The following is a 26,318-nucleotide window of genomic DNA, read 5'->3' as shown; positions in this document are numbered from 1 at the left end:
CATTCATAAATACAGACTTATACAAAAGGGAGAGAGCAGGATGCCTTATCCGAAAGGACACAAGCTCAAAGTTCGAAGCCATATTATTACCAGCGCAGCCAAAGCATTTCGCACCCACGGCGTGCGGAATATTAGTCTTCCACATATTATGAAAGGTGCTGGACTGACGCACGGAGGATTTTACTCCCATTTTGCAAATAAAGATCAGCTTGTGATGGAGACCTGTCATTTCGCAATTAGTGACACCATCGACACACTTCAGAGAATTGCAGACCAAAATAAAGATGAAGATCAGACGTCGATTGAGGCCGTCATTGATTTTTACTTAAGCCCTCTGCATCGGGATCAGATGGAAGCCGGTTGTATCTTACCTGCTTTATCAGGAGAGGTTGCCCAGCTACCGGAAAATATTAGGCAAGCGTACACACAAGAGCTGCAACGTTTCATCGCGTTTATTACAAATATGGCTGGGATCGATCCCTCTAATGGTTATGCGTTGGTGAGCAGTATGGTGGGTACTGTGGCACTGGCAAGGGCAGTTAGTGATGAGAAGTTCAGTGATGCTTTATTACAGGCAGGTCGTGTGCAGATCAAACAAATGGTAAGCGCCGGCTCCAGGTAACTTTTTATTTGACGAAGCAAGCTGATTGTGCTAGCATAGCTTTAACTTAAAACGAAAAGGCTATGATGAGAAATAGTAACTATTAAGGATCTCACAGAGAGAAGATGGTTGGTGCGAATCTTCATTGATCTAATAGTGAAGCAGTCTCGGAGCTGTGGACCGAACAGAGGAATCTTAGTAGGCTTCAACGGAGTTCCACCGTTATTCAGGAAACAGTATCGGAGCAATCCCGTACTGATAGAGCGCAGAGCAATCTGAAGTTAGGTGGTAACACGGACATAATCGTTCGCCCTAAGTTGACAAGAAACATGTCAGCTTAGGGCTTTTTTGTTTTAAGCATAATTAATATTTGATGGAGGGTTTAGAATGACACCAGATGAGTTGAGACAATCCTATGTTGATTTTATGAAAAGAATAGGGGCTAGCCAAGTGCCTTCTTCTAGCTTGTTACCGGAAAATGATCCTTCAACGTTGTTTACAGGAAGTGGAATGCAGCCGATGGTTCCCTATTTATTGGGGGAAAAGCATCCGATCGGCAATGAGATTGCTAATATTCAGAAGTGCTTAAGGACAGTGGATATTGAGGAAGTAGGAGATACGTCGCATCTGACATTTTTCGAAATGATAGGCCGGTGGGAGTTCAAGGCAAATGAACAACACTATAAGCAAAAGCAAATCGACGCTATTTGGCATTGGCAGATCATGGAATTAGGAATGGATCCGGGCAGGCTGTATATCAGTGCTTTCGCAGGAAGTGATGAACTGAACATACCGAAAGATACGGAAGCCATTGGGCTCTGGTCAGCAAAATTCAAATCCGTTGGGATAGAACCCATCATTGAAGATGATCCCTGGCAATACGGGGCATCTAGAGGCGGGAAAATATTTTTATACGATGAAAAAGAAAACTGGTGGAGCCGGGCCGGAAGTCCTCTCCATATGCCGGTTGGTGAACCGGGTGGACCCGATAGTGAAATGTTTTATGATCTTGACCCAAGCGGTGATCCACTGGATCATCCTGCTTCTGAAAGCGACAGATTCCTGGAAATTGGGAACAACGTATTTATGTGTTACACAAAAGGAGAGACAGGATTCGTAAAAATGCAAAATCCCAATCTGGATTATGGAGGCGGATTAGAAAGGGTGGCTACAGCCCTTAACGGGGACAAGGATATTTATAATACGGCTTTCTTCCTTAATCCCAAGAACAAGTTGATGGAGCTAAGCGGGAAGTCCTATGCTGACGATCTAAAGTCCTTTAGAATCATACTGGATCATGTGAGAGCGGCTACGTTTCTCATTAATGACGGTGCAGAGCCAGCAAATAGTGATGCAGGGTATATAACAAGAAGGCTATTAAGAAGGGCAATTCGTGCAGGTAAAAAAATAGGGATACAAGGAAGCTTTGTGGGTCAGTTGTCTGAAGTTTATATCGATGAAGCAACAGCTTATGAAGATTTGATCCGCAATAAAAAGAAAGTAATCGAAATCGTAAATAAGGAAGAAAGTCTTTTCTATAGAACGTTACAGCAAGGAGAAGTTGAAATCCAAAAACATCTAAAGAATAAGGGGAACGTTACGGGTGCAGATGCCTTTTATTTTTACGAAACCTATGGGTTTCCTTTGGAGTTGACGGAAGAGTTTCTAATGGAAAGTGGATATAGCATGGAGGACAAGGCGTCTTATACAGAGGCGGCAAAGAAACATATTGAAATGAGCAGAACTGCTTCTGCAGGTAAATTTAAAGGTGGCTTAGCTGAACATTCCGCAGAAACAACCGCGCTGCACACGGTATCTCATTTGCTACTTGCGGGGTTAAGGGAAGTTCTAGGTGATCATGTTCACCAACAAGGAAGTAATATTACTTCTGAACGATTACGGTTTGACTTCAACCATGATGAAAAACTTACCCTCGAGCAAATAGCTAAGGTGGAGAAGTATGTGAATGATGCAATTTCATCCAGAGCAGTTACCTCTATTTCAGAGCTGCCTAAACTTGAAGCCAAAGAAAGTAATGTGGAAGGAAACTTTTGGGATAAATATCCGGAAATCGTTAAGGTGTATACCATCCAAGATCACGAAGGGAAAGTATGGAGCCGGGAAGTATGTGGAGGTCCTCATGTAGAAGATACCACAAACTTAGGAACGTTCCGTATTACAAAAGAACAATCTTCTGCTGCTGGAGTCAGAAGGATTAAAGGAGGACTTTTTAAACATTAGACTTTACAAAGTGAACTGGCTAATATATATTTAGATCATAAATAAGGCTAAATTTTCCATAAAAAATCTATTATGGAGGTGTAGGAGACAAACAACAATCAGATTGGAATTTTTGATAGGCAGCACAGAGCGTTAACGATTGGTATTATGCTGGTTCTAACCACCGTAGCTTTCGAGGGGCTGGCTATTACGACAATTGCTGCGACAATGGCACAAAGCTTGCAGGGTATTCATTTATACGGTTGGATTTTCAGCGCATTTTTGTTATCCCAGCTTATTGGAACCTTGGTTATAGGGCAACTGGTTGACAAGCGCGGCGTTTTCATCTCCTTGCTCGTGTCGTTTAGTATTTTTGTGCTGGGAACCGTGGTTGCGGCTGTTTCCTTGGATATGCACATGCTTATTGCAGGAAGAGCCCTTCAAGGCTTTGGAGCGGGAGCTCTGATCACATGCATTTACACCTGTGTGACGTTGCATTATTCGGATGCTTTGCGTACTCAGATTTTAGCAGCATTCTCCATGGCATTTGTTCTGCCTTCCTTAATAGGACCTTACCTGGCAGGCCTAATTGCCTCCTATATGTCATGGCGATTTGTTTTCTGGATTGTTTTACCCCTGATAGGCTTGGCATTGAGCCTCACATTCCGCTCTTTCCGTGAACTGCAACTTCGGCAGGCGCTGACGGGTCCGGCGCAAAAAGCACACTCGAAGACTCTTCACGCGATCGTGCTTGCCATTGGAACGGGGCTATTACTCACAGGACTCGGTATGATAACCGATTGGACAGGAATTGTACTGACTCTGGGTGGTTTAATCGTCATGATCCCACCCATGCGGATACTTCTGCCTAAGGGCACTTTTGCGGTAAAAAAAGGATTGCCTGCTACATTGGTTTCCAGGGGGCTGTATGTAGCTTGTTATTTTACAACGGAGAGTTTTGTGATTTTGGCACTAACCGAAGTAAAGGGGGTATCAGCAGATCTTGCCGGCCTCATTGTAGCAGCAGGTTCTCTGAGCTGGTCCGCCGCAGCGTGGCTGCAGGCGAAGCTTGATGTACGGGATCAAGGTCGTGGCCGAAAGCACAGAGTTATGTCAGGTATCGGGATTATGATCGCTGGGACTGTACTTGTGATTCTGGCCCTTATGCTCTCGGAAGGTGGAATCATACTCATCCTGCTCTCGCAAATGATTACCGGCTTCGGTGTTGGATTGGCTAATCCTACGACCGCAGCCATTGCTCTACAACATGCGGCGCCCGGGAAAGAGGGAGAAATATCTTCGAATCTGCAATTTGTGGATTCCTTCTATATGGGTGTAAGTATAGGAGTGGGCGGCGCTCTAATCGCCTTGTCCGAAACTTTACAGTGGGGCATATCGACAGGAGTGGTGATCGTGCTAACACTCCAATTACTATGGGTCTTATTAAGTTTCTTCGCATCTTTACGAATCACCGAACTCGTTCATCAAGACCATCATCCGATCAGCCAGTCGAAAGAGAACCTTCCCATGTAACGGATGACCATCGTGTAGCTAAATACATCACGAAGAACGGAGGATAAATTGCATTGGGAGGTAGATACAATGGCACGTGTATTAGTGGTCATTACTCCGGCTGAAGGCCATGTGAATCCGTCGTTAGGATTAGTTACCCAGTTGATTGACAGTGGAGAGGAAGTTGTCTATGTATGCGTGGAGGAGTATCGCTCCCGAATTGAACAAACCGGAGCCCTGCTCATAACCTATCCATTTCCGCAAGATGCCTTTTCTCATGATCCCGTGTTGAAACCGCTGGAGTACAATCATCCTTATCAGTTCATTTATATGATGGTAGGCGGTATCATTCAGAGGATTATACCCGAGGTGTTTCGAGTGATTGGCAATCAAAAGTTCGATTATTTGATCTTTGATTCACTGATGGGCTGGGGAGGGACTATTCTTGCAGAAAAGCTAGGGATTCCCGCGGTATGTTCGATTGCTTCCTTTGCTTTCGTTGATCCGTTGGGGACTGGCGGAGGCATGAAAGAGCAGGAGATGGATACGAATACGAAGGAGCTGTATGAGGCTACGATGAAGATAACACGGGAGTTAGCGCAAGAGTATCAAGTGAGTCTTCCGTCCATGGAAGAGATTCCGGCACATACAGGCCGGTTAAAGCTTGTGTATACAAGCCGTTATTTTCAGCCACATGCAGAAAAACTGGACAATCGTTTTATTTTCACAGGTCCTTCGATCATACCGCGTCAAGATGCTGAGATCTTCCCGTTTGAGCTGCTTCGTGAACGTTACCCCCATACCGTGTACATTGCTATGGGTACTATTTTAAATAAAAACTTGGATTTCTATCGGCTTTGCTTTGAAGCATTTGGGGATATGCCGGTGAATGTGGTTCTATCTTCAGGAAGATACACGGATATGGAGCCGCTGGCTGATCAAATTCCTCCTAATTTTATCGTCATGCCATACGTTGCACAGCTCCATATGCTACAGCATACGGATGTTTTTATTACACATGCCGGAATGAATAGTACGAGTGAGGCGCTATATTACAACGTTCCGTTGGTAATGATTCCATTAACGTCGGATCAGCCTCTTGTAGCCAATCGGGTACAGGAGTTGGGGGCGGGTATCACTTTAAATAAACTTAACCTCAGTGCAACGGATATGAGAGAGGCATTGTTAGAAGTCCTAAGCAATCCATTATATAAACAGCAGGCTTGCCTCATCGGTGAATCTTTAAGGCAGTCCGGCGGTTATAAGCGGGCCGCCGAAATGATTATGAGTCATATGGCTGTGATTACTAATATTTGACATGCATTGGACACGCTTGGTGAGGATGATTTCCTTTATGACGGAACAGTGTTAGCGCTTTTGTTTAGTTGATTTTCCGAATAAATAAAGGTGCAGACTGACTCCGGCGTTAAACTACCGGGCAGACTGATCTTATTTGATGAACTGCTTGATATCACTCATCGGAGAGAAGCCGAACAGGCGCGCATATTCACGGCTGAATTGGGAAGGGCTCTCATAGCCTACCTCGAATGCGATATCTGCCACATGGGTAGATTCGGTTAACAAGCGACGGCGCGCTTCCTGCAGTCGAATTTGCTTCTGATACTGTACCGGAGTCATGGCGGTCACTTCTTTGAAGTGACGATACAATGAGGAGGAGCTCATGTTCGCCAGTTCGGCTAATTCTTCGATGCGAAGCGGCTGGTTGTATTCCCTCTTGATCCGCTCGACCACCTTGGCAATGGAGGCGTAGTTGCTTCCAGCCATGGCAATCTGCTTGAACACATCCCCTTGATCATCGCTAAGGAGTCTGTAATAAATCTCACGTATGACGAGGGGCGCCAGTGCCGGAATGTCCTTCGGTGTCTCTAACAGGCCTACCAGTCTGACGGCTGCATCGAGGAGAGCATTATTCATTGTACCTACGAATAGCCCTCTGTGATATCTATTGGTTCTGCCTTGAAGTAATTCCGTCTCCTTCAGGATCTGAACAATTTGGCTGGCCTCTATATCTAGACGAATCGCCAAGTAGGGGGATTCACGAGAGGCCTGAGTGGCCCGGCCGGTTATCGGTACATCCAGGGACACCGCCAGGTAATCGGATACCCCGTATTTGTAGCGCTCATCTGCGAGCATGATCACCTTCTCACCTTGAGCTACAATGCATAGCGAAGGTTTTTGAATTCTGCATATCGGAACCTCGGAGCGGGAATCGCGGACCAGATGCAATGAGGGGATCAGGGTAGCATGGTCGCCGTCTGCACCAGAGAATTTCTCTACGAGTTGGGCAAGTTCCAACTGTTTGTAATATGTTTTTTGAGTCTCATCTAACATGTGCATCCCTCTCATTGCTGTTTTCTCTTTTAATCATAATATATTCTTGAACTGTATTTGTTAAGCGGATGAGAATAATAGGCAAGAATGTGGGAGTAATATTCTAACGGAATTTAGCCTGGAAGGAGCATAATAGGTTTGTTCCGACAGATCTGTAGCCATTGCCTATTTACGCAATACCGATTATCCATTGGAGGGGAAAATATGCAGCATTATAAAGTATGGTACGTGACCGGTGCTTCGAAAGGACTGGGACTGTCCCTGGTGAGAAAATTGATTAAGCGCGGATATAGAGTCGCTGCAACTTCACGTAATATAGACGATTTAAAGCAAGCTGTGGGTGAAGTGCCGGAAGAGCGATTCCTGCCGCTCGCGGTTGATCTGACCCAAGCGGGTTCGATTCAGACATCTGTGAACAAGACGTATGAGCAGTTCGGGCAAATAGATGTGGCCGTTAACAATGCAGGCTATGGCATCGGCGGTGCGATCGAGGAGTTGTCGCAGAAGGAAATCATGGCAAACTTTGAAGTCAATGTATTTGGTCCGATTCATGTCATTCAAAGTGTACTGCCCTATATGCGGAAGCAGCGTTCAGGGCATATATTCAATATTGCTTCAATTGCCGGCTTCGCTCCGCATATGGGCTGGAGTGTGTATGCTGCCACGAAGTTCTCGCTAATGGGATTGACTGCGGTGCTTGCTCAGGATGTGCAATCTCTGGGCATCAAAGTGACGGCAGTAGCACCCGGGGGATTTAGAACCCAGTTCAATAAGTCAGATTCCCTGGTTCTGTCTGCCCATAAAATTGAGGATTACAGCGAGCTTCACTCTGGGCACAACCAGTTCGTAGCGACAGACGGCAAGCAGCTTGGCGATCCTGAAAAAGCAGCAGAGGTGTTCATCGATCTGGCGGAATCTCCGAATCCCCCGGTCCAATTGTTCTTGGGAAGTGATGCTTACCGGAGAGCGTCCGAGAAGCTGGATCAATTGCGTGAAGAACTGAAAGCGAACAAGGACATCAGCTTTCGAACTGATTTTAAATAACCTTCGTTTGAGAGTTGAAACAAATGATACTAACACATTTATCCTTGACGTAATCAAACATAATAGTTATTATAGATATTTATACTCCTTGTTTGGGGTGATTATCAATGAAGTTCTCAAAGGCAACCGATTATGCTCTCCATACAATGCTCTTTCTAACTGCAGCGACTCCTCAAAAACCTATGAGTGTGCAGCAGTCCCCCACAGATTATGTGAAAGAAATAGAAACCTTCGGCGGAGTTTCTATCCGTAGTCTGCATGCTCATGTAGCCGATTGTTATCAGATATGGTTAGGGATTCGTGCCCTTGGTAAATCACTACCCAAATTAAACCCGGAATCCGTTGACAATGTACAGAAAATGCGTGAAATGTTTAAGAACACGGATGAACTGGTTTATGAATTCCTAAATGACTTTAAAAACAAATGGGATCCTACCGTTCCAGCATCCTGGCATAGTGACAGTGTAGAGTTAACCAAATTATGGTTATTTTCGCACACTATCACCCACGAATTTCGTCATAGAGGACAAATTGTAAAAATGGGCAGGCAGCTCGGGTATATCCCGCCGAAAATGAACCTCGCTAAACCTTAGTGATTTCATGGAGATTACACTTCTTTTTTAAGTCTATTAAAGATATCTCATGCCTTAAATTATGGATTGGAGAGTGGAGAATATGCAAGCAGCGGCATAAGCACAGCATAATGCAGTGCAAAAATATAAAGTTATTCCGATCATGGTATCCTTACTATTAAGCGGATTTATTGGGATGTTTAACGAGACGGCTCTAAACGTAGTGCTCAGCGATTTAATCAACCAGCTTCATATCACCGCCGCAACGGCCCAATGGCTGACGACTGGTTACTTACTGACCCTCGGCATATTGGTTCCGGTATCCGGATTGTTACTCCAATGGTTTTCAACCAGACAATTGTTCACGGCTTCGCTCCTATTGGCTTTACTCGGCACAGCGGTGGCGACCGTTTCCCCGGGATTTGAGTTACTCATGATTGCACGGGTCATTCAAGCTGCGGGCGTAGCGCTCATTCTGTCTCTGATAATTGTTCAATAGAGCAATCCAGGTCTTTTAAAGACTCTGGGTTTCTTTTGTATTCTGATAGAATCTACTGCTTAAGGGTGGTCAGCATACTCTGGATATGGCTTTCCATTAGCTGCCGTGCTGTTTCGCTTTGCCGTTCCTCGATGGCAATGGCGATCAGAACATGATAATTGGAAGCCTTGGTCCGCATATTGGGCAGCGTATTGGTCTGCTTGCGTCCTTCGGCCAGTAATGGAAGAATCGAATTCAGCATCCGCGCCACTACCGGATTCGCTGCCGCTTCGGCAATTAACTGATGGAAGGCGAGGTCTGTCTCGAAGAAGGAGCCGCCTTCCTCCATTTGCTGCACCATCCGATCTGCCAGTACCCGCAGCCGACGGATCTGATCCTCATCGGCCCGCTTCGCGGCTAAAGCGGCAAGTTCCGGCTCAATGAGCAGTCTGGCTTCCAGCAGATCCACGATCGAAATGTTGTCTAATTCTTCTAAGGCGACCGCCGGATCATCCAGCAGCAGCGGATCGTTTCGTACATACATCCCGCGCCCGTGCTCAATGCTGACATTCCCCTGACTCTCTAATATCCGCAGCGCCTCACGTACTGTAGTGACACTAACCGATAAAACAACGGCCAGCTGCTGGAGAGTAGGGAGGCGGTCTCCCGGAGCCCATTCCCCATCGATAATTTTCTGCTTCATAATCTCTATTGTAGATTGAAATGCAGTTTGTTTATTCTGTTTCATAGTTAGCCGTCCCTTTGACTTGGAATACATTCATTCTAGCATAAGAGCTTCGTGACAATAAACTGAGACATCTGAATATTGATTTAGTATTGACTAGTGAAGAACAAGATAATATGATTTCACCATAAAGATCATATCTATATCATATAATCATTCGTAAAGATATGATCTTTATAAGAAGACTCAATGAGTGAAGAAGCAGCAGAAGGAGGAGGGGCAATGGAGGTCGTAACCTTTGGGGAAACCATGGTGCTTCTGGCACCGGACCGGATGGTTCCCCTGGAGTATGTGAACGGTTTTCACAAGCATGTTGCAGGAGCTGAGACCAATGTGGCCATTGGACTTGCCCGAATGGGGCATACCATAGGCTGGTTCAGCAAGCTCGGAAATGATCCATTTGGACGGTATATCAGACAGTTCGTAAGAGGACATGGCATTGATACTTCCGAAGTCAGGGTTACAGATGAAGCGCCGACGGGAGTGTTCTTCAAAGAACAAATATCCCCGGACCAAATACAGGTGTACTACTATCGCAAACATTCGGCGGCCAGCCTGATGCAAGCGGAGGAGCTTAATGAGGCATATGTTGGTGGTGCCCGCATCCTGCATGTTACGGGTATTACTCCGGCGCTTAGCCATGAGTGCAGGAGATTAACCTTTCGTGCTCTCGAAGCGGCCAAAAAACACGGTACAGCCATTGTGTTCGATCCCAATATCCGCTGGAAGCTGTGGAACCGAGAAGAGGCTTATCGTGTTCTTAACGAAATCGCGGCTCTTGCCGACTACGTGCTGCCCGGCATGGAGGAGGGGCAGTTTCTGACAGGATGTAATGAGCCTGCAGAGGTAGCAGAGCGATTGCTGAAATCCGGTGCCGGTGCTGCCGTTATCAAGCTCGGCGCGGACGGGGCTTATTACAGTAACGGACGAATCTCTGGAACTGAGCCCGGGTTTCCCGTGAAGAGACTCATTGATCCGATGGGTGCCGGTGACGGTTTTGCCGCAGGCTTTATAAGCGGTTTGCTCCAGGGAGAGGAGCTGCCTTCTGCTGTGCGGCGCGGCAATGCTGTCGGTTCCATTGTTGTCGGGGTAAGCGGCGACGTCGAAGGTCTCCCGGCCCGGCAGGATGTGGATCTTCTCTTGGCCGGGGGAACCGGCATAGAGGATATTATCCGGTAACTGAAGCGCATTCCCAAGGAGGAAGAAGAAATGGACAAAGATAGACAGATTGAGCAGCTGTTAACCTCCGGGCTGGTCGCCGTTATCCGCAGACCACCGCCTGAACGGGTGGAGCACATTGCTGCGGCATTGGCAGACGGCGGTGTCGGAGCGCTGGAGATTACAGCCGATACCCCGGTGGTATACCGGTTGATCGCGGACATGAAGGCGAAATATGGAGATCGCCTGCTGGTTGGAGCGGGTACCGTACTGAAGCTGACGCAGGCCGAGCAGGCGATCGCGGCGGGAGCCGATTTTATTTTCTCCCCCAATCTGAATGAGGCGATTGTAGGACTGACCTTACAGCACGGGCGAATCTCGATTCCAGGTGTAATGACACCGACCGAAGTGGTCAGAGGACATGAAGCGGGTGCAGACCTGCTTAAGGTATTCCCGGGCGGTTCACTCGGTGCCTCCTACATCAAGGAACTGCAGGGGCCTCTTGGTCACATCCGGATGATGCCGACAGGAGGCGTGACACTCCAGAATGTCGGAGCCTTCATTGCCGCCGGAGCCGTTGCCGTCGGTCTTGGAAGCGCTCTCGTCAATCGGGAAGCGGTGGAGCAGGGCGACTATGGGAGAATCACAGAGACGGCCTGCCAATTCGCCAAGGAAGTCCGCAAGGCTAGAATGAACAACACCAAAGGAGCAAAAAAACCATGAAAATAACCGGATTCGAGACCTTTATCGTTCCTCCCCGCTGGCTGTTTCTGAAGATTGAAACCGATGAAGGCCCATCCGGCTGGGGGGAGCCGGTGGTCGAAGGCAAGGCACATACGGTGCAGGCCGCAGTGGAAGAGCTGATGGATTATTTGATCGGGCAGGATCCCCAGCGGATTGAAGATCTATGGCAATTGATGTACCGGGGAGGCTTCTATCGTGGCGGGGCTATTCTAATGAGTGCGATAGCCGGGATCGATCAAGCCTTATGGGATATTAAAGGGAAAATCTACAATGCGCCTGTGTATCAGCTGCTGGGTGGCGCTTGCCGCAATTCCATGCGGGTGTACTCCTGGGTAGGCGGAGACCGCCCCATCGATGTTGTCAAGGCGGCTCTGGAGAAGAAGGCCGCCGGGTTCACGGCGATTAAGATGAATGCCTCGGAAGAGATGCAGTTCATTGATACCCATGACAAGATTTATGCTATCGTCGAGCGGGTCGCCGCCATTAGGGAGGCCTGCGGACCGGAATTCGGGATTGCTGTTGATTTTCACGGAAGGCTTCACAAACCGATGGCACGGGGACTGGCCAGAGAGCTGGATCCCTACCGCCTGATGTTCATAGAAGAACCGGTGCTGCCGGAGAACAACGAAGTTCTGCGGGAGATCGCACATCATACCAGCACTCCGATCGCCACGGGTGAACGTATGTACTCACGCTGGGAATTTAAAAATCTGCTGAAGGATGGGGTGGTTGACATTATTCAGCCCGACTTGTCCCATGCAGGAGGGATCACGGAATGCAAGAAAATATTTGCCATGGCCGAGGCGTTCGATGTCGCGGTCGCTCCGCATTGCCCGCTTGGGCCGATCGCCCTGGCCGCCTGTCTTCAGGTGGATGCAACGTCTTACAATGCGGTCATTCAAGAACAAAGCCTGGGCATCCATTATAATCAAGGCAATGACCTGCTGGATTATATCACCGATCCGTCCGTCTTTGCCTACAGTGACGGGCATGTCCATATTCCTTCCGGACCGGGCCTTGGCATTACCGTGAACGAGGAGTATGTGCGGAAGATGGCGGAGGACGGCCACCGCTGGAGAAACCCGGTATGGCGGCACAGCGACGGCAGCATTGCGGAGTGGTAAGCTTAAGCAAATATAGTCCTATTGAAGCCGCTATTATAGCGGTTTTTTTATTTTAGATGTTGTCAGAAAACCTGCCATGGGAGTAATATGAAATACAGAAGATTAACAGGTATAATTCATACTTAACATTAACGTAGGAGTGGTTGCAGTGAAGATTCTTGTAGATGATTTGAGCGGGGCACAAGTGATTGGATTAATTGCAGAACATCTGCAAGGAATGGCAGAGGACTCTCCGCCAGAGAGCATTCATGCCCTTAATCTGGACGGGTTGAAGCAGCCGGAAATTACCTTCTGGTGCGCCTGGGAGGATGAAGAGCTTCTGGGCTGCGGGGCGATCAAGGAATTGGACACAGAGCATGCAGAGCTCAAATCAATGCGGACTGCCAAGAAGCATTTGCGCAAAGGTGTAGCCAGAAATATTCTTGCTCATATTATTGAAGTAGCCATAAGCCGCGGATATAAACGGATCAGCCTGGAGACGGGTTCCATGGATTCATTCATCCCCGCCCGCAAGCTGTATGAAGATTTCGGCTTCACCTATTGTGAGCCATTTGCAGATTATATCCCAGATCCGAATAGTAGTTTTATGACGAAGGAACTGTAGTTTAATATATTACACTACTCTGGGTTTCTTTTGTACTTCAACTACAAGCCGTAATTGCTGCAAGATCCCCGTGTAAGTATAATGTCATAAGAGAGAAGTAATGGAGGGGATCCTATGAGAGAGCTAAAAAATATTGAGGAACGTATACTGGACCGTGCACTGTACCTGATGGGAAAAAATAAAAGCTGCAATATCGCGATCCGGGCCATTGCCAAGGAAGCGGATGTAAATGTGAGTGCCATCAATTATTATTTCCGAAGTAAAGAGGAAATGCTCAATCTGGTTAAGGAATTCTACATCCAGAATATCCTTACTGTATTGTCAATCTTACGAGATGAAGCCTGCAGCCCAAAAGAGAAGCTGCTGCTGGCCGCCAATGAGATTATGGAATATTCGCTGCGTTTTCCCGGTAACAGAGTAATCTACACACATTCCTTAGAATGTTCAGATGATGATAAAACCTCAAGACGGGTTATCGATCTGTCAGAGGAGATTGGCAGCCTGCTCAAAGGGTGTTTACGTAATCTCATACCAGAAGATGATGATAACTTCAGGTTCAAGTATTTAATTTTCACTTCATCTATTAATTATCCTACCGAATACGAAGGGATTACGGAAACAGATGGATTATTCCTGGCTGACAAAGAAGCGCGTATAGATTACCTTAACCTGTTGATTGATTCGTTATTTTCCGATTAACAGATCGTATGAACAATGTCGTAGAAAATTCAAACAATTTGTTTTAAACATATTGTCACAACTCATTCTCTCAGGTATATTTGAGGTGTCAGTAATCAGGTCGAACTGATTATGTGAAATTTATAACAAAGTTTCGGGCCTTGAAAAAGAATATGAAGGAGAATGTGTTATGGCTTATCCTGCTTTGTTCAGTCCTATTAAAATCAGAGGGTTAGAGTTGAAGAACCGTATTATCTTTCCGGCCATGGGAACCAAAATGCCTACTGAGGAACGCTTCGTTACCCAGCAGCTTATCGATTACCATGTAGCCAGAGCTGAAGGAGGCTGCGGTTTAAATTTCACTGAGGTATGTTCGGTATATGGGCCAGCTGCGCCTAAGAAGTTCCTGGCCATCTCTGATGATAAATATATTCCCGGTCTTCAGCAGCTTACAGAGGCCATCCATAATGCAGGCGGCAAGGCAGGAATTCAGCTGTGGCTGGGTGGGTTGGCCGTTGCGAGTGATCCGGAGCAGATGATTATTATTCCAAGTCCCGTGCCTGTGCCTGGTACAGAATATACCATTCCGGGAGCCGAAATTGAGACATTGCAGGCAGCAGCCAAAGCCTTCGGAGAAGGAGCACGGCGGGCAGTAGCAGCCGGCTTCGATGCCATTGAATTTCATGCAGGCCATAACTATACCCCGCATTCCTTCCTGAGCCCCTTCTTTAACCGGAGAACCGATGAATACGGGGGAAGCCTGGAGAACAGAGCCAGATTCCTGATTGAATGTATTACTTCGATTCGCGACAACATTCCGGCAGATATGCCGTTGTTCATGCGTATTGATGCTCACGATGATTATCTGGAGGGCGGGCTGAGTATAGAGGATGTTATCGCATTCTGTAAGTTGGCACAAGCTGCCGGAGTGGATGCGCTTGACGTCTCCAGAGGAAACTTCTCTTCTGCGGCAATCAAATATGAAGTTCCTCCTATCGATCTGCCAAGAGGATTCAATGTCGATAATGCCGCCAGAATCCGCCAGGAAACAGGGATGCTGACTGTTGCGGTAGGACGTATTAATGCCCCTGACCAGGCAGAGGAAATCCTCGCGGACGGCAAAGCAGATATGGTGGTGATTGGACGTGCCCAGCTTGCTGACCCTGAATTCTGCCTGAAGGCAGAGTCCGGCAACAGCAACGATATCGTACAATGTGTCGCCTGCAATCAGGGCTGTTATGACGGATTTGTCTCAAGTGAAGTGCCGTTCATTACATGCTTACGAAACCCGGCTCTGGGCAGAGAAGCGGAATACAAGCTGATGATGACAGATCATCCCAAGAAGGTCGTGGTTGCCGGTGGCGGGATCGCCGGTTTGGAAGCGGCCATGGTTCTGAAGCGCAGAGGACATCAGCCGATTGTATGCGAGGCGGCAAGAGCGCTGGGCGGCCAGTTTGCACTGGCAGGTGAAGCGCCAAGAAAAGAAGAGATGAAAGCAGCCGCTATATCCCGGGGAGAACAGGTAATCAGAGAGGGGATTGAGGTAAGACTGGATAGCCCGGTTACGGCTTCACTCCTGGAAGAGCTCAAGCCGGACGAAGTGATTGTGGCCATAGGCGCAGCTCCCATGGAGCTGAGAATTCCCGGAAGCCAGTTGACCAAGGTTACGAATTCGCATGATGTACTGTCTGGAGAAGCCATTGTTACCGGAGAAGTCGTTATTGTCGGCGGGGGACTCGTTGGTCTTGAGGTTGCCGAATACCTTCATGGTAAGGCTTCTAAGATCACTGTAGTCGAAATGCTGGATAAAGTAGCTAAAGACTTGGGTGAGCTACGCTCGATCTGTGTCATGGAAAGCCTGCATGAATCAGGGGTCCAGCTTTTGACCGACACCAAATGCCTTGAAATTACTGAGCATGGAGTCTTCATTGAAAACAATGGTGAAGTATCTACGTACCCATGTGACTCCGTAGTTGTCGCCATCGGGGCAAAGTCACGGAACTATGAGGGGCTCCAGCATTTTTGCAATGAGCATGATATCCCTGTTCATGTGATTGGTGATGCTTTACGTGCCCGCAGAGCCTTAAACGCCGTCAGCGAAGCGCATGAAGTAGCGAGAATGATCTGACAGAACAGCAAATGAACCGAAAGTGCAGGGGCTTTACATTAGAATTAAGAGGGCGTTGTAGGATTACTACAATGCTCTTTTATTTTAACGTGAACTAGAATTCATCAGTATGAAAGGGCTGCCGAGTATATCCCTTTCCCTTTCGTACGATTCTATAATTATTGATCTATAGTACAATCAAGTAAATGTGGATGGGGGGATGAAATGAGAACGTCCAGAGTAGATGAATTGATGGTTGCGCGGGTACCTATTCTTATCTGGGTTTCTTTAGTCTACGTTGCTTCCATGATTCTGCAAAGTACCAGTGACCTGGTCTTTTTGAATACTATAATTTTCACTATAATTTATATTCTCCATGGCGTTCTTCATTGGAGCCTGTACCGGATCTCCCTCAGCCAAACTTGGGCTTATTTCATCGTACAAGGAATATTCATCTTCACTTGTGCTTTACTAATGCCTATTAGCTCACCTGCTGTACTCATTGGCTTGTTTCCTGTACTCATCGGACAAAGCATTGGGTTGTATTATCAGAAGCGGACAATAGTGCTGGTTTGCCTATACTCTATTTTGATGTTCTCCTATGCGCTATTCTATTTAGGAAACGAATATGATCCGATACTACTCGTTCTATTATTCCTCTTAATGCTGATTATTGTGGGTGCATACGCCTCTTTGTTTTTTCGGCAGGTACATGCCCGGGTTCGGACCCAAGTCTTTCTGGAGGATTTAGAAAAGGCACACCAAAAGGTCGAGGAGCTAACTCTTGCTAATGAACGGCAACGTATGGCACGTGATCTGCATGACACTTTGGCTCAGGGAGTGGCGGGTCTGATCATGCAGCTTGAAGCAGTCAATGCGTATATTTCACAAGGGAAGGTCCAAAGGGCGCAAGAATTTGTTGAGATCTCCATGCGTCAGGCACGGCGGACACTAGCGGAGGCTCGTCTTGCAATTGATAATCTTCGGGTGAAATCCGCTTCCGGGATCGATTTCACAGAAGCAATTACAGATGAAATACGAAGATTTAATCAAGCAACGGGAATTGATGTTATTCACCAGATTAACATTAGCTCGTTACTGCCGGGAACAATCAAGGAGCATAGTCTGCAAATCATTAGTGAAAGCTTAATGAATGTAGCAAAGCATGCTAAAGCTAATAAGGTATGGATAAGTGTTCTGGAGCAGAATAACCGGATTCAGCTTGTTATTAAGGACAATGGTGCGGGCTTTGATACCAAACTTATCGGGAAAACCACCGGACATTACGGCATACTGGGTTTATATGAGCGTGCACGTTTAATCGGAGGTGAAATCAATATTGTGAGCCTGTCCAGCGGTACCAGCATCCAAATAGAAGTTCCATTGAGCTAAGGAGACGGGATATGCAGCCATACCAAATACTTATCGTAGATGATCACTTAGTGGTACGGGAAGGATTAAAAATGATTTTGGAGACCGATCCACGCTTTAGCATTGCTGGTGAAGCGGAGAATGGTCAGATTGCTCTTCACTTAGTGGAAACACTTGTGCCCGACGTGATTTTGTTGGATTTAAATATGCCTGTGATGAGCGGACTTGATACCCTGAAGGCTATAAATGCTAAGCAATATAATATTCCTATAATCATCTTAACAACCTACAATGAGGATGGATTAATGATCAATGCGCTGGCCCTTGGGGCCAAAGGGTATTTACTCAAAGATACAAGCCGGGACGAATTATTCCGGACCATTGAATCGGCAATCCGGGGGAGTACCCTGTTACAGGCTGATATCCTAACTAAAGTATTCGCGGCAAAGGAACGGTCAAAAATTGCCGGGGCAAAGGATACAGAACCCTTTAACCTTACGGATAAGGAACTGCTTATTTTGCAGCTTGTGGCCCGGGGGTTTAAAAGTAAAGAAATTGCCTTTGATATGGGCGTTACGGAGCGGACAATTAAGTCGCATTTGACCAATATCTACAGTAAGCTTGGAGTAGAATCACGTGCCCAGGCCGTAGCTACTGCCATAGAACAGGGCATTCTTCATATCTAGTCACTAGACATTATCCAGCTATTCCCGCCTCGGGATATGCCGGGATAGTGTCTTTTTTTGCTGTTTGTTACTTCCCAAAAGTACATGTCCACGCCTTCCCCTTGGTACGATTCGCCCTTTAAGCTTTTCCTATACACTAAATACATAGAGAATAAACAACAATAGGATGTCGGGAGGACACGAAATGGCAAAATATTTATACCGTTTAGGTCATTGGTCAGCACGCAATGCGAAAGCAGTGATGTTTGGGGGATTTGCAGTTTTAGTGGCATTTGCAATACTTGCGCTTAGCTTGGGGCCAGCGTTCAATGACAACACCTCTATTCCAGGGCTGAAATCCCAATCAGCAATTGATCTGTTAAACAAAGAATTTGCCGGACCGCAGGAAGAAGGGGGACAAACCCGGCTCGTCATGAAAGCACCACAAGGTCAAACCTTGTCCTCAGAAGCCTCTCAGGCCGTCATGCAGAAAACACTAAAAGAGATTATGGAAGATCCGCAAGTGAAGTCCGTAGCGGGTCCTTATGATAACCGGTCGCTAAATGCGGACAAGACGATAGCCTACATGGACATCACCTACAAAATACCTGCCGGTGAAGTCACAGAAGCTTCCAGAGACCATATCACAGCTGTAGCGGAAGGGATGCGCTTCTCCAATTGGCAAGCTGAGCTGACGGGTCCTGCTTACGTCCAGATGAAAATCATGGGTCCGTCCGAAGTCATTGGTGTACTGATCGCTTTCTTGGTTCTGTCTATCACCTTCAGTTCCTTCCTGCTCGGAGTATTGCCCATTGCAACTGCAGTGGTAGGCCTCGGGATTGGCTTGCTCGGTGTAATGCTTGGCTCCAATATGCTGGATATTCCCTCAACCTCCATGGCGCTCGCAGCTATGCTTGGGCTGGCGGTGGGCATAGACTACGCGCTATTTATTGTCTCCAGGTTCCGTCAACAATTGGCCGCGGGCTATAGCAGCCGGGAATCAATAGCGATCGCAAATGCTACAGCAGGCAGCTCCGTAGTGTTCGCAGCCATTACGGTCATCATCGGACTGGCCGGTCTGGCTGTCGTGAACATTCCGTTTCTGACAGCTATGGGGCTGGCAGGTGCATTCTGTGTACTCTTAGCCATGCTCACCTCGATCATCCTGGTTCCTGCCGTGCTCAGCGCTGTGGGGAGCAAGGTCACTGCTTCAAGCGGAAACAAGTGGCTGAAGCCCCGTAAACGGATGAACACAAAAAAGAACCGTCTGGGGCATTTTGTAACAAATAAGCCTTGGACGATAGTTATTCTGGGAATGATCTTGCTGGGTGTAATTGCCTTACCTTTCTCACATCTGCAGTTAGGGAGTTCCGACGACGGGGTGAAATCAACGGAAAAAACGGAGCGCCGGGCGTATGACCTGCTCTCGGAAGGGTATGGCGAAGGCTTTCACAGTCCGCTTATTGTTCTGGCCGTTGCCGAAGGGGAAGGAGACTTCATGACCAATGTATCAAGCGGGTTAAAAAAACTGGGCAATATCCCCAATATAGGTACGGTATCACCGGCTATTCCCGGACCGTCTGGAGAAGTTGCACTGATTAATATTATCCCGGCGACAGGGCCGCATGATATGGAAACGACTAAGCTTATAGATGCAATCAGAGATCAGGCTCCTGATATTCTAGAGAATAACCATGTGGAATTTATGGTCACAGGCGGCACAGCGGTTAATCTTGAAATTTCGCAGAACCTGAGTGATGCGCTGCCTAAATTCTGTCTTATCATCGTAGGACTGGCGTTTCTCCTGCTGATGGTTGTATTCCGTTCGCTGCTGGTGCCAGTGAAGGCGGTGCTGGGCTTTATTCTCTCCCTTGCCGCAACCTTTGGATTTGTCGTCTTCGTTATTCAGGATGGACATCTGGGCAGCGTCTTTGGCTTCTATGGTGCTGGTCCGGTTCTAAACTTTCTTCCCATCATCGTTGTAGGCATCCTGTTCGGCCTTGCGATGGATTATGAGGTCTTCCTCGTTAGCAGGATGCGTGAAGAATTCAAGCATACAGGGGATGCCAAGCAAGCCGTGCTGGCGGGAATGGGGCACAGTGGCGGTGTAGTAACGGCAGCGGGTCTGATTATGATCTCCGTATTCACCGGCTTCATGCTGGCCGAAGATCCGATTATCAAGTCGATGGGCTTCGCGCTTGCCTTTGGTATTCTCTTCGATGCCTTTGTAGTCAGACTGCTTATCGTTCCGGCTGTAATGACCCTAATGGGTAAATCCGCATGGTATCTGCCGAAATGGCTGGACCGCATTTTGCCTAATCTGGACATTGAAGGTGAATCGGTAATGAAAGAGCTGGAGCGTAGTGCTGCTTAGATTATTCAATAGATACTCACTTCTCTTTGAGCTGCGTAATCGCCAATAAGGAATGGTCGGCTAAAGAGAAGATGAGCTCTGCCAGCTCATTACTGGAGAGGATGAACCCTTCTTGTATCCATTCCTGGATGATCGCCAGGCTTCCATTGACCAGGTAAGTATAAGTATACCGTTTCAACCGTTCAGGTACGTTGAGCTGAAGCTGGCTATCAATATTCTTGAGGATTTCATTCAGTAGGCGTTTGGGAAATAACACGTTTTCATTGGAGGTGAGGAGCATGACAGTGAATAGCTCCTCATCTTTTTTAATGTACTCCAGAAATGCCAGGATATAAGTAGTACCGTTGTTTCCCGCTTCAATTTTATCCAGATAGGCACTCGTATTATTAATAATCTCCTGTTCAACATGTTCAAGCAGGTCGTAAGCATTGGCATAATGTAAGTAGAACGTGGAGCGGTTGATGCCTGCTGCGGAGCACAATTCCTTCACGCTGATTTGGCTTATACTCTTCTCTTTGAGCAAGCGGATCAAGCTCTGCTTCAACAATAGCTTCGTTAAGCGTTCACGTTGATTCATGGTCAAATCATCTCCAAGCCATAAAATTTCTATAAAAATAGACACCGTGATCTCAAATGTCTAAATTATATCAAAGCATAAAACAACTGATGGTTGTTAAATAGACACCGTGTTTGTAGTATGAAGGTAGACGAATGACTTGTCAATAAACTAATGATGCAGGTGAACAATAATGAAGAAAAAACGGATCATGATTACGGGTGCAGCAGGCAATATGGGTGGAGAGACATTAAAGCTGCTAATCAACGATTTGGGGAAATGCGAACTGCTGCTCTTTGATTTAGACAATCCTAAAAGCCGTGAGAAGCTCCGGCCCTATGAAGGGTTGAACGGTGTAAAAATAGTCTACGGAAATTTGTTGGATCGCAGCCTGGTGGAAGAATGTGTGAAGGATGCCGACATTATTCTTCATATTGCTGCTTTTGTATCTCCTGCGGCTGATGAGTTTCCCGAGCGGGCCATGCAGATTAACCATGGTTCAGCCAAGAACATAGTTGACGCCATTAAGAAGAGTGGCCGTGCAGGGATAACGCGCTTTGTAAATATCGGTACAATCGCTGAGACAGGCGACCGTATGCCGCCTATCCATTGGGGGCGTGTGGGAGATCCTCTCAAGCCAAGTGTGTATGATTACTATGCCGTCTCCAAAATCGCTGCCGAGCGTATGGTGATTGAATCCGGACTCAGCTATTGGGTAAGTCTCCGCCAGACCGGTATTATGGGCCCTGCGATGAGCAAGATTCAGGACCCGATTATGTTCCATAACTGTCTGGAGAATGTGCTGGAGTATGTGTCAGACCGGGATTCAGGACGATTAATGCGCAACCTGTGCATCCAGGATATTGACGGAGAGCTTGATCAGGCATTCTGGCAGCATATTTACAACATTGGCGGAGGCGAAAGCTGCCGGGTGAGCACGCTTGAGATGTACCAGGTGCTGTACGGCAAGCTTGGCATCACCAATCTGGATCATGTCATCGATCCGAAATGGTATGCCACCCGGAATTTCCATGGACAATACTATCTGGATTCCGACAAGCTGGAGGATTATTTCCATTTCCGCCGGGATACGATGGAATACTTCTATCAGAGCTACCTCGATAATCTTGGCGCACTCGTCCCCGTAGCGAAAGTCATCACGAAGCTCCCGGGAGGGCAAAAATTCATGGGGTCTATGATTAAACGTACTCTGAAAAAGCAGGCTGTGAAAGAACGCGGAACGCTACGCTTTATAGAGGATAACGATCTGGAGAAAATCGATGCTTATTGGGGAAGCAAGGCAAACTGGGAGGCGATTCCGGAGAAGCTGTCCGAGATGAAGAAATTCTCCGATTGGAATAAAGTGATCAAGCTTGACCATGGTTACGATGAGAATAAGCCTGCCTCAGAGTTAAATATTGAAGATATGAAAGGGGCTGCAGCCTTCCGCGGTGGTGAATGTTTGTCTGCAGAGATGGAGACGGGGAATTGGACGGATAAGCTTGATTTCAAATGTGCATTCGGCCATACCTTTAATGCCAGCCCCAAACTGGTTCTGGAGGGAGGACATTTCTGCCCGCAATGTGAGCGCGAAACCTGGAATTACAAAGAACGTGCGAAACGTGAACCGTTTTTCGCCCAAGTATGGAACCCGATTCAAGGCAAGGATGATGGCCGGGAATATGCAAAAATGGTATCTGAATTAGATGTTGAAACGTAATCTACGTGAGACCAAAAAGGAACAGACAGCGCAAATCTTAGCAGATAAGGCTTTTGAGTTAGCATTGGAAAAGGGGCTGGATGGATACATTATCGAGGATGTGGTTCACCAGTAGAAGCTTCTCCATAATCATCACATCAATAAATGCTTCGTCCAGCATTCCCTGCTTCTCAAATACACCAACCTCCCGGTAGCCCATTTTCCGATACAATCCTTGACCACTCTCATTAAGCGGAAAGGTAAAGAGAACCATTTTATAAAAGCTATTTTCCTTTGCTACCTTGTGTAAGGACTCCAGGAGGGAGCTGCCTACACCCTGCCCACGAAAGCTTCGATCAATGTATACAGAAAGGTCAGCGACTCCGTTATACGCGCAGCGGTGAGAATATGGGTTCAGAGAGGCCCAGCCAATGACTTCACCTTCTCGTTCAGCCACCAAAACACTAAAACGGTCTTGGTGATCATTAAACCATGCCTCCATATAAGATAAATCCTTCATTTCGGTTTCAAGTGTAGCGATTCGATCCTCGATTCCCTGATTGTAGATACGAAGGACACTTTTGATATCCGTTGGTTTGGCCTGACGAACAGTTAATGTATTGGTCATATGAACATCCCCCTAAGATTCCTTTGTCGCTTTAATTACAGCAGAAACGATGTATTGGTCAATGTTCGCACCGGGAACCCAGTCTTTGATAAAAGTTCTGGATTCGTCTTTTGGTTCAATACTGATCTCAGTAAAACCACTTGCTCGAAGCATTTGCTCTACTAAGCCTCACGGAATACTTGTTGTTTGTCTGGTGAAAGGTTAATCACGCAGTTAGAGATAATGACATTAATGGAGTTGTCAGCGAGAGGTAGATGCTCAATTTCACCTAATCTGAATTCGGTGTTACTGAACTCACCCTTAATGGCATTATCTCTTGCTCGGCTGATCATCTCAGGTGTCATATCCACACCTATAACATGGCCTTCATCACCTACCTGCCGGCAAGCGAGGAAACAATCAAATCCACCGCCACTTCCGAGATCCAGAACATATTCACCCGCCTGCAGTTCGGCAATAGCCTGGGGATTCCCACAACCAAGGCCTAAATTTGCGCCCTCAGGAACTGCTGTGAGATCACCACTGGAATAACCCAGCTTAGCGGATATGGCATCGAAATCAGCCGGGGAGTCACAGCAACTGCTATCAGCAGGTGTGCAGCAGGAAGAGGGGGCTTCAACCTTTTTTACAGCGATTTTTTGATAGCGCCCCCGTACATTCTGCCGGATCTGATCATTAGTGAGTTTGCTCATAAATAAACACTCCTCTTCTAAAAAAATGTTTGTAATTTGCAAGTAGTAGGGAAGAGAAATCACCCTTTCACAGGTGCGCAGCAATTGCTGGATTTTCCCATGGCTACGTTGAAAAGCTTAATGGATCGAAGTAATGTTTCTACTTCAAACTCACTCATATGCGAGAAGGCTGCATTCAGGTATTCATTCATTTGTTGATCAATAGTTGTAGCCACCATTTTTCCTTCGGGAGTAAGTGAAAGAATATAGACTCTGCGATCCGTGGGATCAGGCGTCTTATTAACCAGGTTCATTTTCACCAAAGACTGGACTTGTCTGCTGAAGGTTGTAATATCAGTGCCAAGTGTTTCGGCGACTTGTTGCATAGAAGGATTATGGCCGCGGTCTATCTCATATAGCAGGTGGCTTTGGGTCGCGGAGAGACTACATCCCCCTACGCTGCAGCAATCCTTATTAAGTAGTCCTAAACGCCGGGTCATGATTTGGAGTAGTTCTCTTGGAGTTTCCATTGTTTTCACCTCTTGCACTAGTTATACAGCGATTAATTGCAAAATGCAAATATTATTTTTACTTAGTTGATAATTGGTCATCAAGGTCTTAGAATATAAGTATTGTCTTATATTGACGGAGGAGGAGTTTTTAATGGATGTACTAAATGAACTTGCGGAAGATTTAAAACTTCTTGGAGATAAAACCCGTCTCACGATTCTAACACTTTTAAAAGAGCGGGAGTGGTGTGTATGTGAATTCGTAGATCTTTTTGACATCTCACAGCCAGCCGTCAGTCAGCATCTACGCAAATTAAAAAGCAGTGGGCTGGTTAAGGAACAGAAGAGAGGGCAGTGGGTGTATTATTCTTTGAATATAGAGGATAAGCCTCATGTGAAGGCCATTTTACATCTTACCCCGGAAGCTAATAGCCTTTTATCGTATTTAAATAAGCCGTCTAACGCAGCTTGCTGTGAATAACTTTTTGTGTTGTATATATAAGCATATAATTATATAATAATGTTCGGAATGAAACTTAACTTTATGAAAGGAGTGCTCTGATGCGTGGGAGATAGACTTATATTGGGGGAATTCATTTGGTAATGCTGGCAAGTCTTATCTTTGCAGGCACACTTATTTTTGTCATTTGGCAGCCTAAAAGCCTGTCCATTGGATGGTCTGCCTGCGGTGGAGCGTTACTCGCTTTACTTGCCGGTGTAGTCAGCTTGAATGATGTTCTGGATGTTACGCTGATCGTATGGAATGCTACGCTGGCCTTTGTGGCAATCATTCTGATCTCGCTGATCCTCGATAGAATCGGATTCTTCGAATGGGCTGCTTTACATATGGCCAAGGCTGCCAGCGGGAATGGAACCCGGATGTTTATCTATGTTATCATTCTTGGTGCTGTAGTAGCTGCTTTCTTTGCTAATGACGGAGCAGCGCTTATTCTAACCCCAATTGTGCTGGCAATGGTCCGAGCGCTGAATTTTGATGAGAAAAAGATTTTTCCTTTCATCCTTGCCAGCGGGTTTGTAGCAGATACTACTTCTTTGCCGCTGGTTGTAAGCAATCTGGTAAATATCGTATCGGCTGACTTTTTTGGACTTACCTTTATGGACTATGCCGGACGGATGTTAATGCCCACCTTGTTTTCCTTAGGGGCAAGTATTCTCGTGCTCTATCTCTTCTTCCGAAAAAGTATTCCAAGACATTTTGATAGCTCCCAGCTAAAAAAACCTGAAGAGGCTATTAAAGACAAGCAGATGTTTAAGTTATCCTGGTTTGTACTTGCGGTTCTGCTGGTAGGATACTTTGTCAGTGAGTTCCTGAATATTCCGGTTTCAGTAGTGGCCGGAATCATCGCAATCTTTTTCCTGATCATGGCAAGAAAAAGTCCTGTTGTACCGACTATGGAAGTGGTGAAGGGTGCACCTTGGGCGATTGTATTCTTTTCCATCGGCATGTATGTAGTTGTATATGGTCTGAGAAATGCTGGCCTTACTGATGTATTAGCTGAAGTCCTTCAAGCTGTGGCCGATCAGGGATTGTTCGCCGCAACGATGGGGATGGGCTTTATTGCTGCAATCATCTCCTCCGTAATGAATAACATGCCTACGGTTATGATTGATGCGTTGGCCATTGATGCTACGCATACCTCGGGACTGATTAAGGAAGCATTGATTTATGCGAATGTTATCGGCTCTGACTTAGGACCGAAGATCACACCAATTGGTTCACTGGCGACCTTGCTGTGGCTGCATGTGCTGTCCGCCAAAGGAGTGAAGATATCCTGGGCAACGTATTTCAAAACAGGCATTATTTTGACGATCCCTACGCTGTTCATCACACTGCTTGGACTATATATAACATTGAACCTATTTTAACTCTAAGGAGATTGTGACT

At 46.6% G+C, this 26,318-nt stretch carries 23 protein-coding genes, 2 pseudogenes and 1 other annotated feature; of the genes and pseudogenes, 19 read left to right on the top strand and 6 right to left on the bottom strand.

The genetic code is table 11. The features are described 5' to 3' along the window. Window positions 1-40 precede the first annotated feature (40 nt). The 4 genes from MHH78_RS19490 (at window position 41) to MHH78_RS19475 (ending at window position 5,650) form a co-directional block, all read left to right on the top strand. Window positions 41-622, top strand: coding sequence for a TetR/AcrR family transcriptional regulator (locus MHH78_RS19490; RefSeq protein WP_341168481.1), 582 nt, complete (start codon window positions 41-43; stop codon window positions 620-622). A gap of 53 nt (window positions 623-675) precedes the next feature. Then, window positions 676-919, top strand: a binding site (T-box leader). Between the two features lie 69 nt (window positions 920-988). Next, window positions 989-2,842, top strand: a complete 1,854-nt coding sequence (locus tag MHH78_RS19485; protein ID WP_341168480.1) for an alanine--tRNA ligase — start codon at window positions 989-991, stop codon at window positions 2,840-2,842. 147 nt (window positions 2,843-2,989) lie between these two features. Beyond that, a complete protein-coding gene (locus tag MHH78_RS19480) occupies window positions 2,990-4,354 on the top strand; it encodes an MFS transporter (RefSeq protein ID WP_341168479.1) in 1,365 nt (454 codons plus the stop codon). 69 nt (window positions 4,355-4,423) lie between these two features. Then, window positions 4,424-5,650, top strand: a complete 1,227-nt coding sequence (locus MHH78_RS19475) for a macrolide family glycosyltransferase (RefSeq protein WP_341168478.1) — start codon at window positions 4,424-4,426, stop codon at window positions 5,648-5,650. A gap of 132 nt (window positions 5,651-5,782) precedes the next feature. Here MHH78_RS19475 and MHH78_RS19470 read toward each other — a convergent pair whose 3' ends face one another. Next, a complete protein-coding gene (locus tag MHH78_RS19470) occupies window positions 5,783-6,691 on the bottom strand; it encodes an AraC family transcriptional regulator (protein ID WP_445668102.1) in 909 nt (302 codons plus the stop codon). A 198-nt stretch (window positions 6,692-6,889) separates the two neighbouring features. Here MHH78_RS19470 and MHH78_RS19465 point away from each other — a divergent pair, with 198 nt between their 5' ends. From MHH78_RS19465 to MHH78_RS19455, 3 genes and pseudogenes are all read left to right on the top strand, one after another. Next, window positions 6,890-7,729 carry an SDR family NAD(P)-dependent oxidoreductase gene (locus tag MHH78_RS19465; RefSeq protein ID WP_341168476.1) on the top strand — a complete coding sequence of 280 codons (840 nt, stop codon included), beginning with the start codon at window positions 6,890-6,892 and terminating at the stop codon, window positions 7,727-7,729. Window positions 7,730-7,836: 107 nt separating this feature from the next. Then, complete coding sequence (locus MHH78_RS19460) at window positions 7,837-8,322, top strand: DinB family protein (protein WP_341168475.1); 486 nt, start codon at window positions 7,837-7,839, stop codon at window positions 8,320-8,322. A gap of 142 nt (window positions 8,323-8,464) precedes the next feature. Next, window positions 8,465-8,788 (top strand): annotated as a pseudogene (locus MHH78_RS19455) (MFS transporter); the annotation flags it as partial. Window positions 8,789-8,852: 64 nt separating this feature from the next. Here the strand turns inward: MHH78_RS19455 and MHH78_RS19450 are convergent. Then, window positions 8,853-9,527, bottom strand: a complete 675-nt coding sequence (locus tag MHH78_RS19450) for a FadR/GntR family transcriptional regulator (RefSeq protein ID WP_341168474.1) — start codon at window positions 9,525-9,527, stop codon at window positions 8,853-8,855. Between the two features lie 219 nt (window positions 9,528-9,746). Between MHH78_RS19450 and MHH78_RS19445 the strand changes: the two genes are divergently transcribed. The 9 genes from MHH78_RS19445 to MHH78_RS19405 all read left to right on the top strand — a co-directional run bounded on the left by MHH78_RS19445 (window position 9,747) and on the right by MHH78_RS19405 (window position 20,349). Next, window positions 9,747-10,703, top strand: coding sequence for a sugar kinase (locus tag MHH78_RS19445; RefSeq protein WP_341168473.1), 957 nt, complete (start codon window positions 9,747-9,749; stop codon window positions 10,701-10,703). A gap of 30 nt (window positions 10,704-10,733) precedes the next feature. Continuing rightward, window positions 10,734-11,405 (top strand): bifunctional 4-hydroxy-2-oxoglutarate aldolase/2-dehydro-3-deoxy-phosphogluconate aldolase, encoded by a 672-nt coding sequence (locus MHH78_RS19440; protein ID WP_341168472.1) that lies wholly within the window; start codon window positions 10,734-10,736, stop codon window positions 11,403-11,405. Next, the gene (dgoD, locus tag MHH78_RS19435) at window positions 11,402-12,550 is read left to right on the top strand and encodes a galactonate dehydratase (protein ID WP_341168471.1); all 1,149 of its coding nucleotides are present in this window, start codon (window positions 11,402-11,404) and stop codon (window positions 12,548-12,550) included. Before MHH78_RS19440 ends, dgoD begins: the two co-directional genes overlap by 4 nt. A 148-nt stretch (window positions 12,551-12,698) precedes the next feature. Continuing rightward, window positions 12,699-13,154 carry a GNAT family N-acetyltransferase gene (locus MHH78_RS19430; RefSeq protein WP_341168470.1) on the top strand — a complete coding sequence of 152 codons (456 nt, stop codon included), beginning with the start codon at window positions 12,699-12,701 and terminating at the stop codon, window positions 13,152-13,154. Window positions 13,155-13,268: 114 nt separating this feature from the next. Further along, the gene (locus tag MHH78_RS19425; protein WP_341168469.1) at window positions 13,269-13,853 is read left to right on the top strand and encodes a TetR/AcrR family transcriptional regulator; all 585 of its coding nucleotides are present in this window, start codon (window positions 13,269-13,271) and stop codon (window positions 13,851-13,853) included. 169 nt (window positions 13,854-14,022) lie between these two features. After that, window positions 14,023-15,960, top strand: coding sequence for a bile acid Fe-S flavoenzyme BaiCD (gene baiCD / locus MHH78_RS19420; RefSeq protein ID WP_341168468.1), 1,938 nt, complete (start codon window positions 14,023-14,025; stop codon window positions 15,958-15,960). 204 nt (window positions 15,961-16,164) lie between these two features. Further along, window positions 16,165-17,331 carry a sensor histidine kinase gene (locus MHH78_RS19415; RefSeq protein WP_341168467.1) on the top strand — a complete coding sequence of 389 codons (1,167 nt, stop codon included), beginning with the start codon at window positions 16,165-16,167 and terminating at the stop codon, window positions 17,329-17,331. Between the two features lie 11 nt (window positions 17,332-17,342). Continuing rightward, window positions 17,343-17,996 (top strand): response regulator transcription factor, encoded by a 654-nt coding sequence (locus MHH78_RS19410; protein WP_341168466.1) that lies wholly within the window; start codon window positions 17,343-17,345, stop codon window positions 17,994-17,996. Window positions 17,997-18,180: 184 nt separating this feature from the next. Next, window positions 18,181-20,349, top strand: a complete 2,169-nt coding sequence (locus tag MHH78_RS19405) for an MMPL family transporter (protein ID WP_445668054.1) — start codon at window positions 18,181-18,183, stop codon at window positions 20,347-20,349. A 16-nt stretch (window positions 20,350-20,365) separates the two neighbouring features. Here the strand turns inward: MHH78_RS19405 and MHH78_RS19400 are convergent, their stop codons facing one another. Beyond that, window positions 20,366-20,926, bottom strand: a complete 561-nt coding sequence (locus MHH78_RS19400) for a TetR/AcrR family transcriptional regulator (RefSeq protein WP_341168464.1) — start codon at window positions 20,924-20,926, stop codon at window positions 20,366-20,368. A gap of 172 nt (window positions 20,927-21,098) precedes the next feature. Here MHH78_RS19400 and MHH78_RS19395 point away from each other — a divergent pair, with 172 nt between their 5' ends. Continuing rightward, window positions 21,099-22,625 (top strand): NAD-dependent epimerase/dehydratase family protein, encoded by a 1,527-nt coding sequence (locus MHH78_RS19395; RefSeq protein WP_341168463.1) that lies wholly within the window; start codon window positions 21,099-21,101, stop codon window positions 22,623-22,625. 58 nt (window positions 22,626-22,683) lie between these two features. On the opposite strand, the gene MHH78_RS19390 is transcribed toward MHH78_RS19395, so the two are convergent. From MHH78_RS19390 to MHH78_RS19380, 3 genes and pseudogenes are all read right to left on the bottom strand, one after another. Continuing rightward, window positions 22,684-23,232: an arsinothricin resistance N-acetyltransferase ArsN1 family A gene (locus MHH78_RS19390; RefSeq protein WP_341168462.1), complete on the bottom strand. Its 549-nt coding sequence runs from the start codon at window positions 23,230-23,232 to the stop codon at window positions 22,684-22,686. 12 nt (window positions 23,233-23,244) lie between these two features. Beyond that, window positions 23,245-23,924: pseudogene (locus MHH78_RS19385) on the bottom strand (methyltransferase domain-containing protein). 59 nt (window positions 23,925-23,983) lie between these two features. Next, the gene (locus MHH78_RS19380; protein WP_076075134.1) at window positions 23,984-24,433 is read right to left on the bottom strand and encodes a MarR family winged helix-turn-helix transcriptional regulator; all 450 of its coding nucleotides are present in this window, start codon (window positions 24,431-24,433) and stop codon (window positions 23,984-23,986) included. A gap of 133 nt (window positions 24,434-24,566) precedes the next feature. On the opposite strand from MHH78_RS19380, the gene MHH78_RS19375 reads away from it, so the two are divergent. Together MHH78_RS19375 and MHH78_RS19370 are read left to right on the top strand one after the other, a co-directional pair. Then, window positions 24,567-24,893 carry an ArsR/SmtB family transcription factor gene (locus MHH78_RS19375; protein ID WP_076075131.1) on the top strand — a complete coding sequence of 109 codons (327 nt, stop codon included), beginning with the start codon at window positions 24,567-24,569 and terminating at the stop codon, window positions 24,891-24,893. Window positions 24,894-25,015: 122 nt separating this feature from the next. Beyond that, entirely contained in the window at window positions 25,016-26,299 is a 1,284-nt protein-coding gene (locus MHH78_RS19370; RefSeq protein ID WP_445668101.1) for an arsenic transporter, read from the top strand. Window positions 26,300-26,318 lie beyond the last annotated feature (19 nt).

Source organism: Paenibacillus sp. FSL H3-0333 (assembly GCF_038002805.1).
Classification (GTDB): domain Bacteria; phylum Bacillota; class Bacilli; order Paenibacillales; family Paenibacillaceae; genus Paenibacillus_AQ; species Paenibacillus_AQ silagei.
The sequence above is the reverse complement of the archived record's forward strand: the minus strand, read 5'-3'. Positions and strand labels throughout refer to the sequence as shown.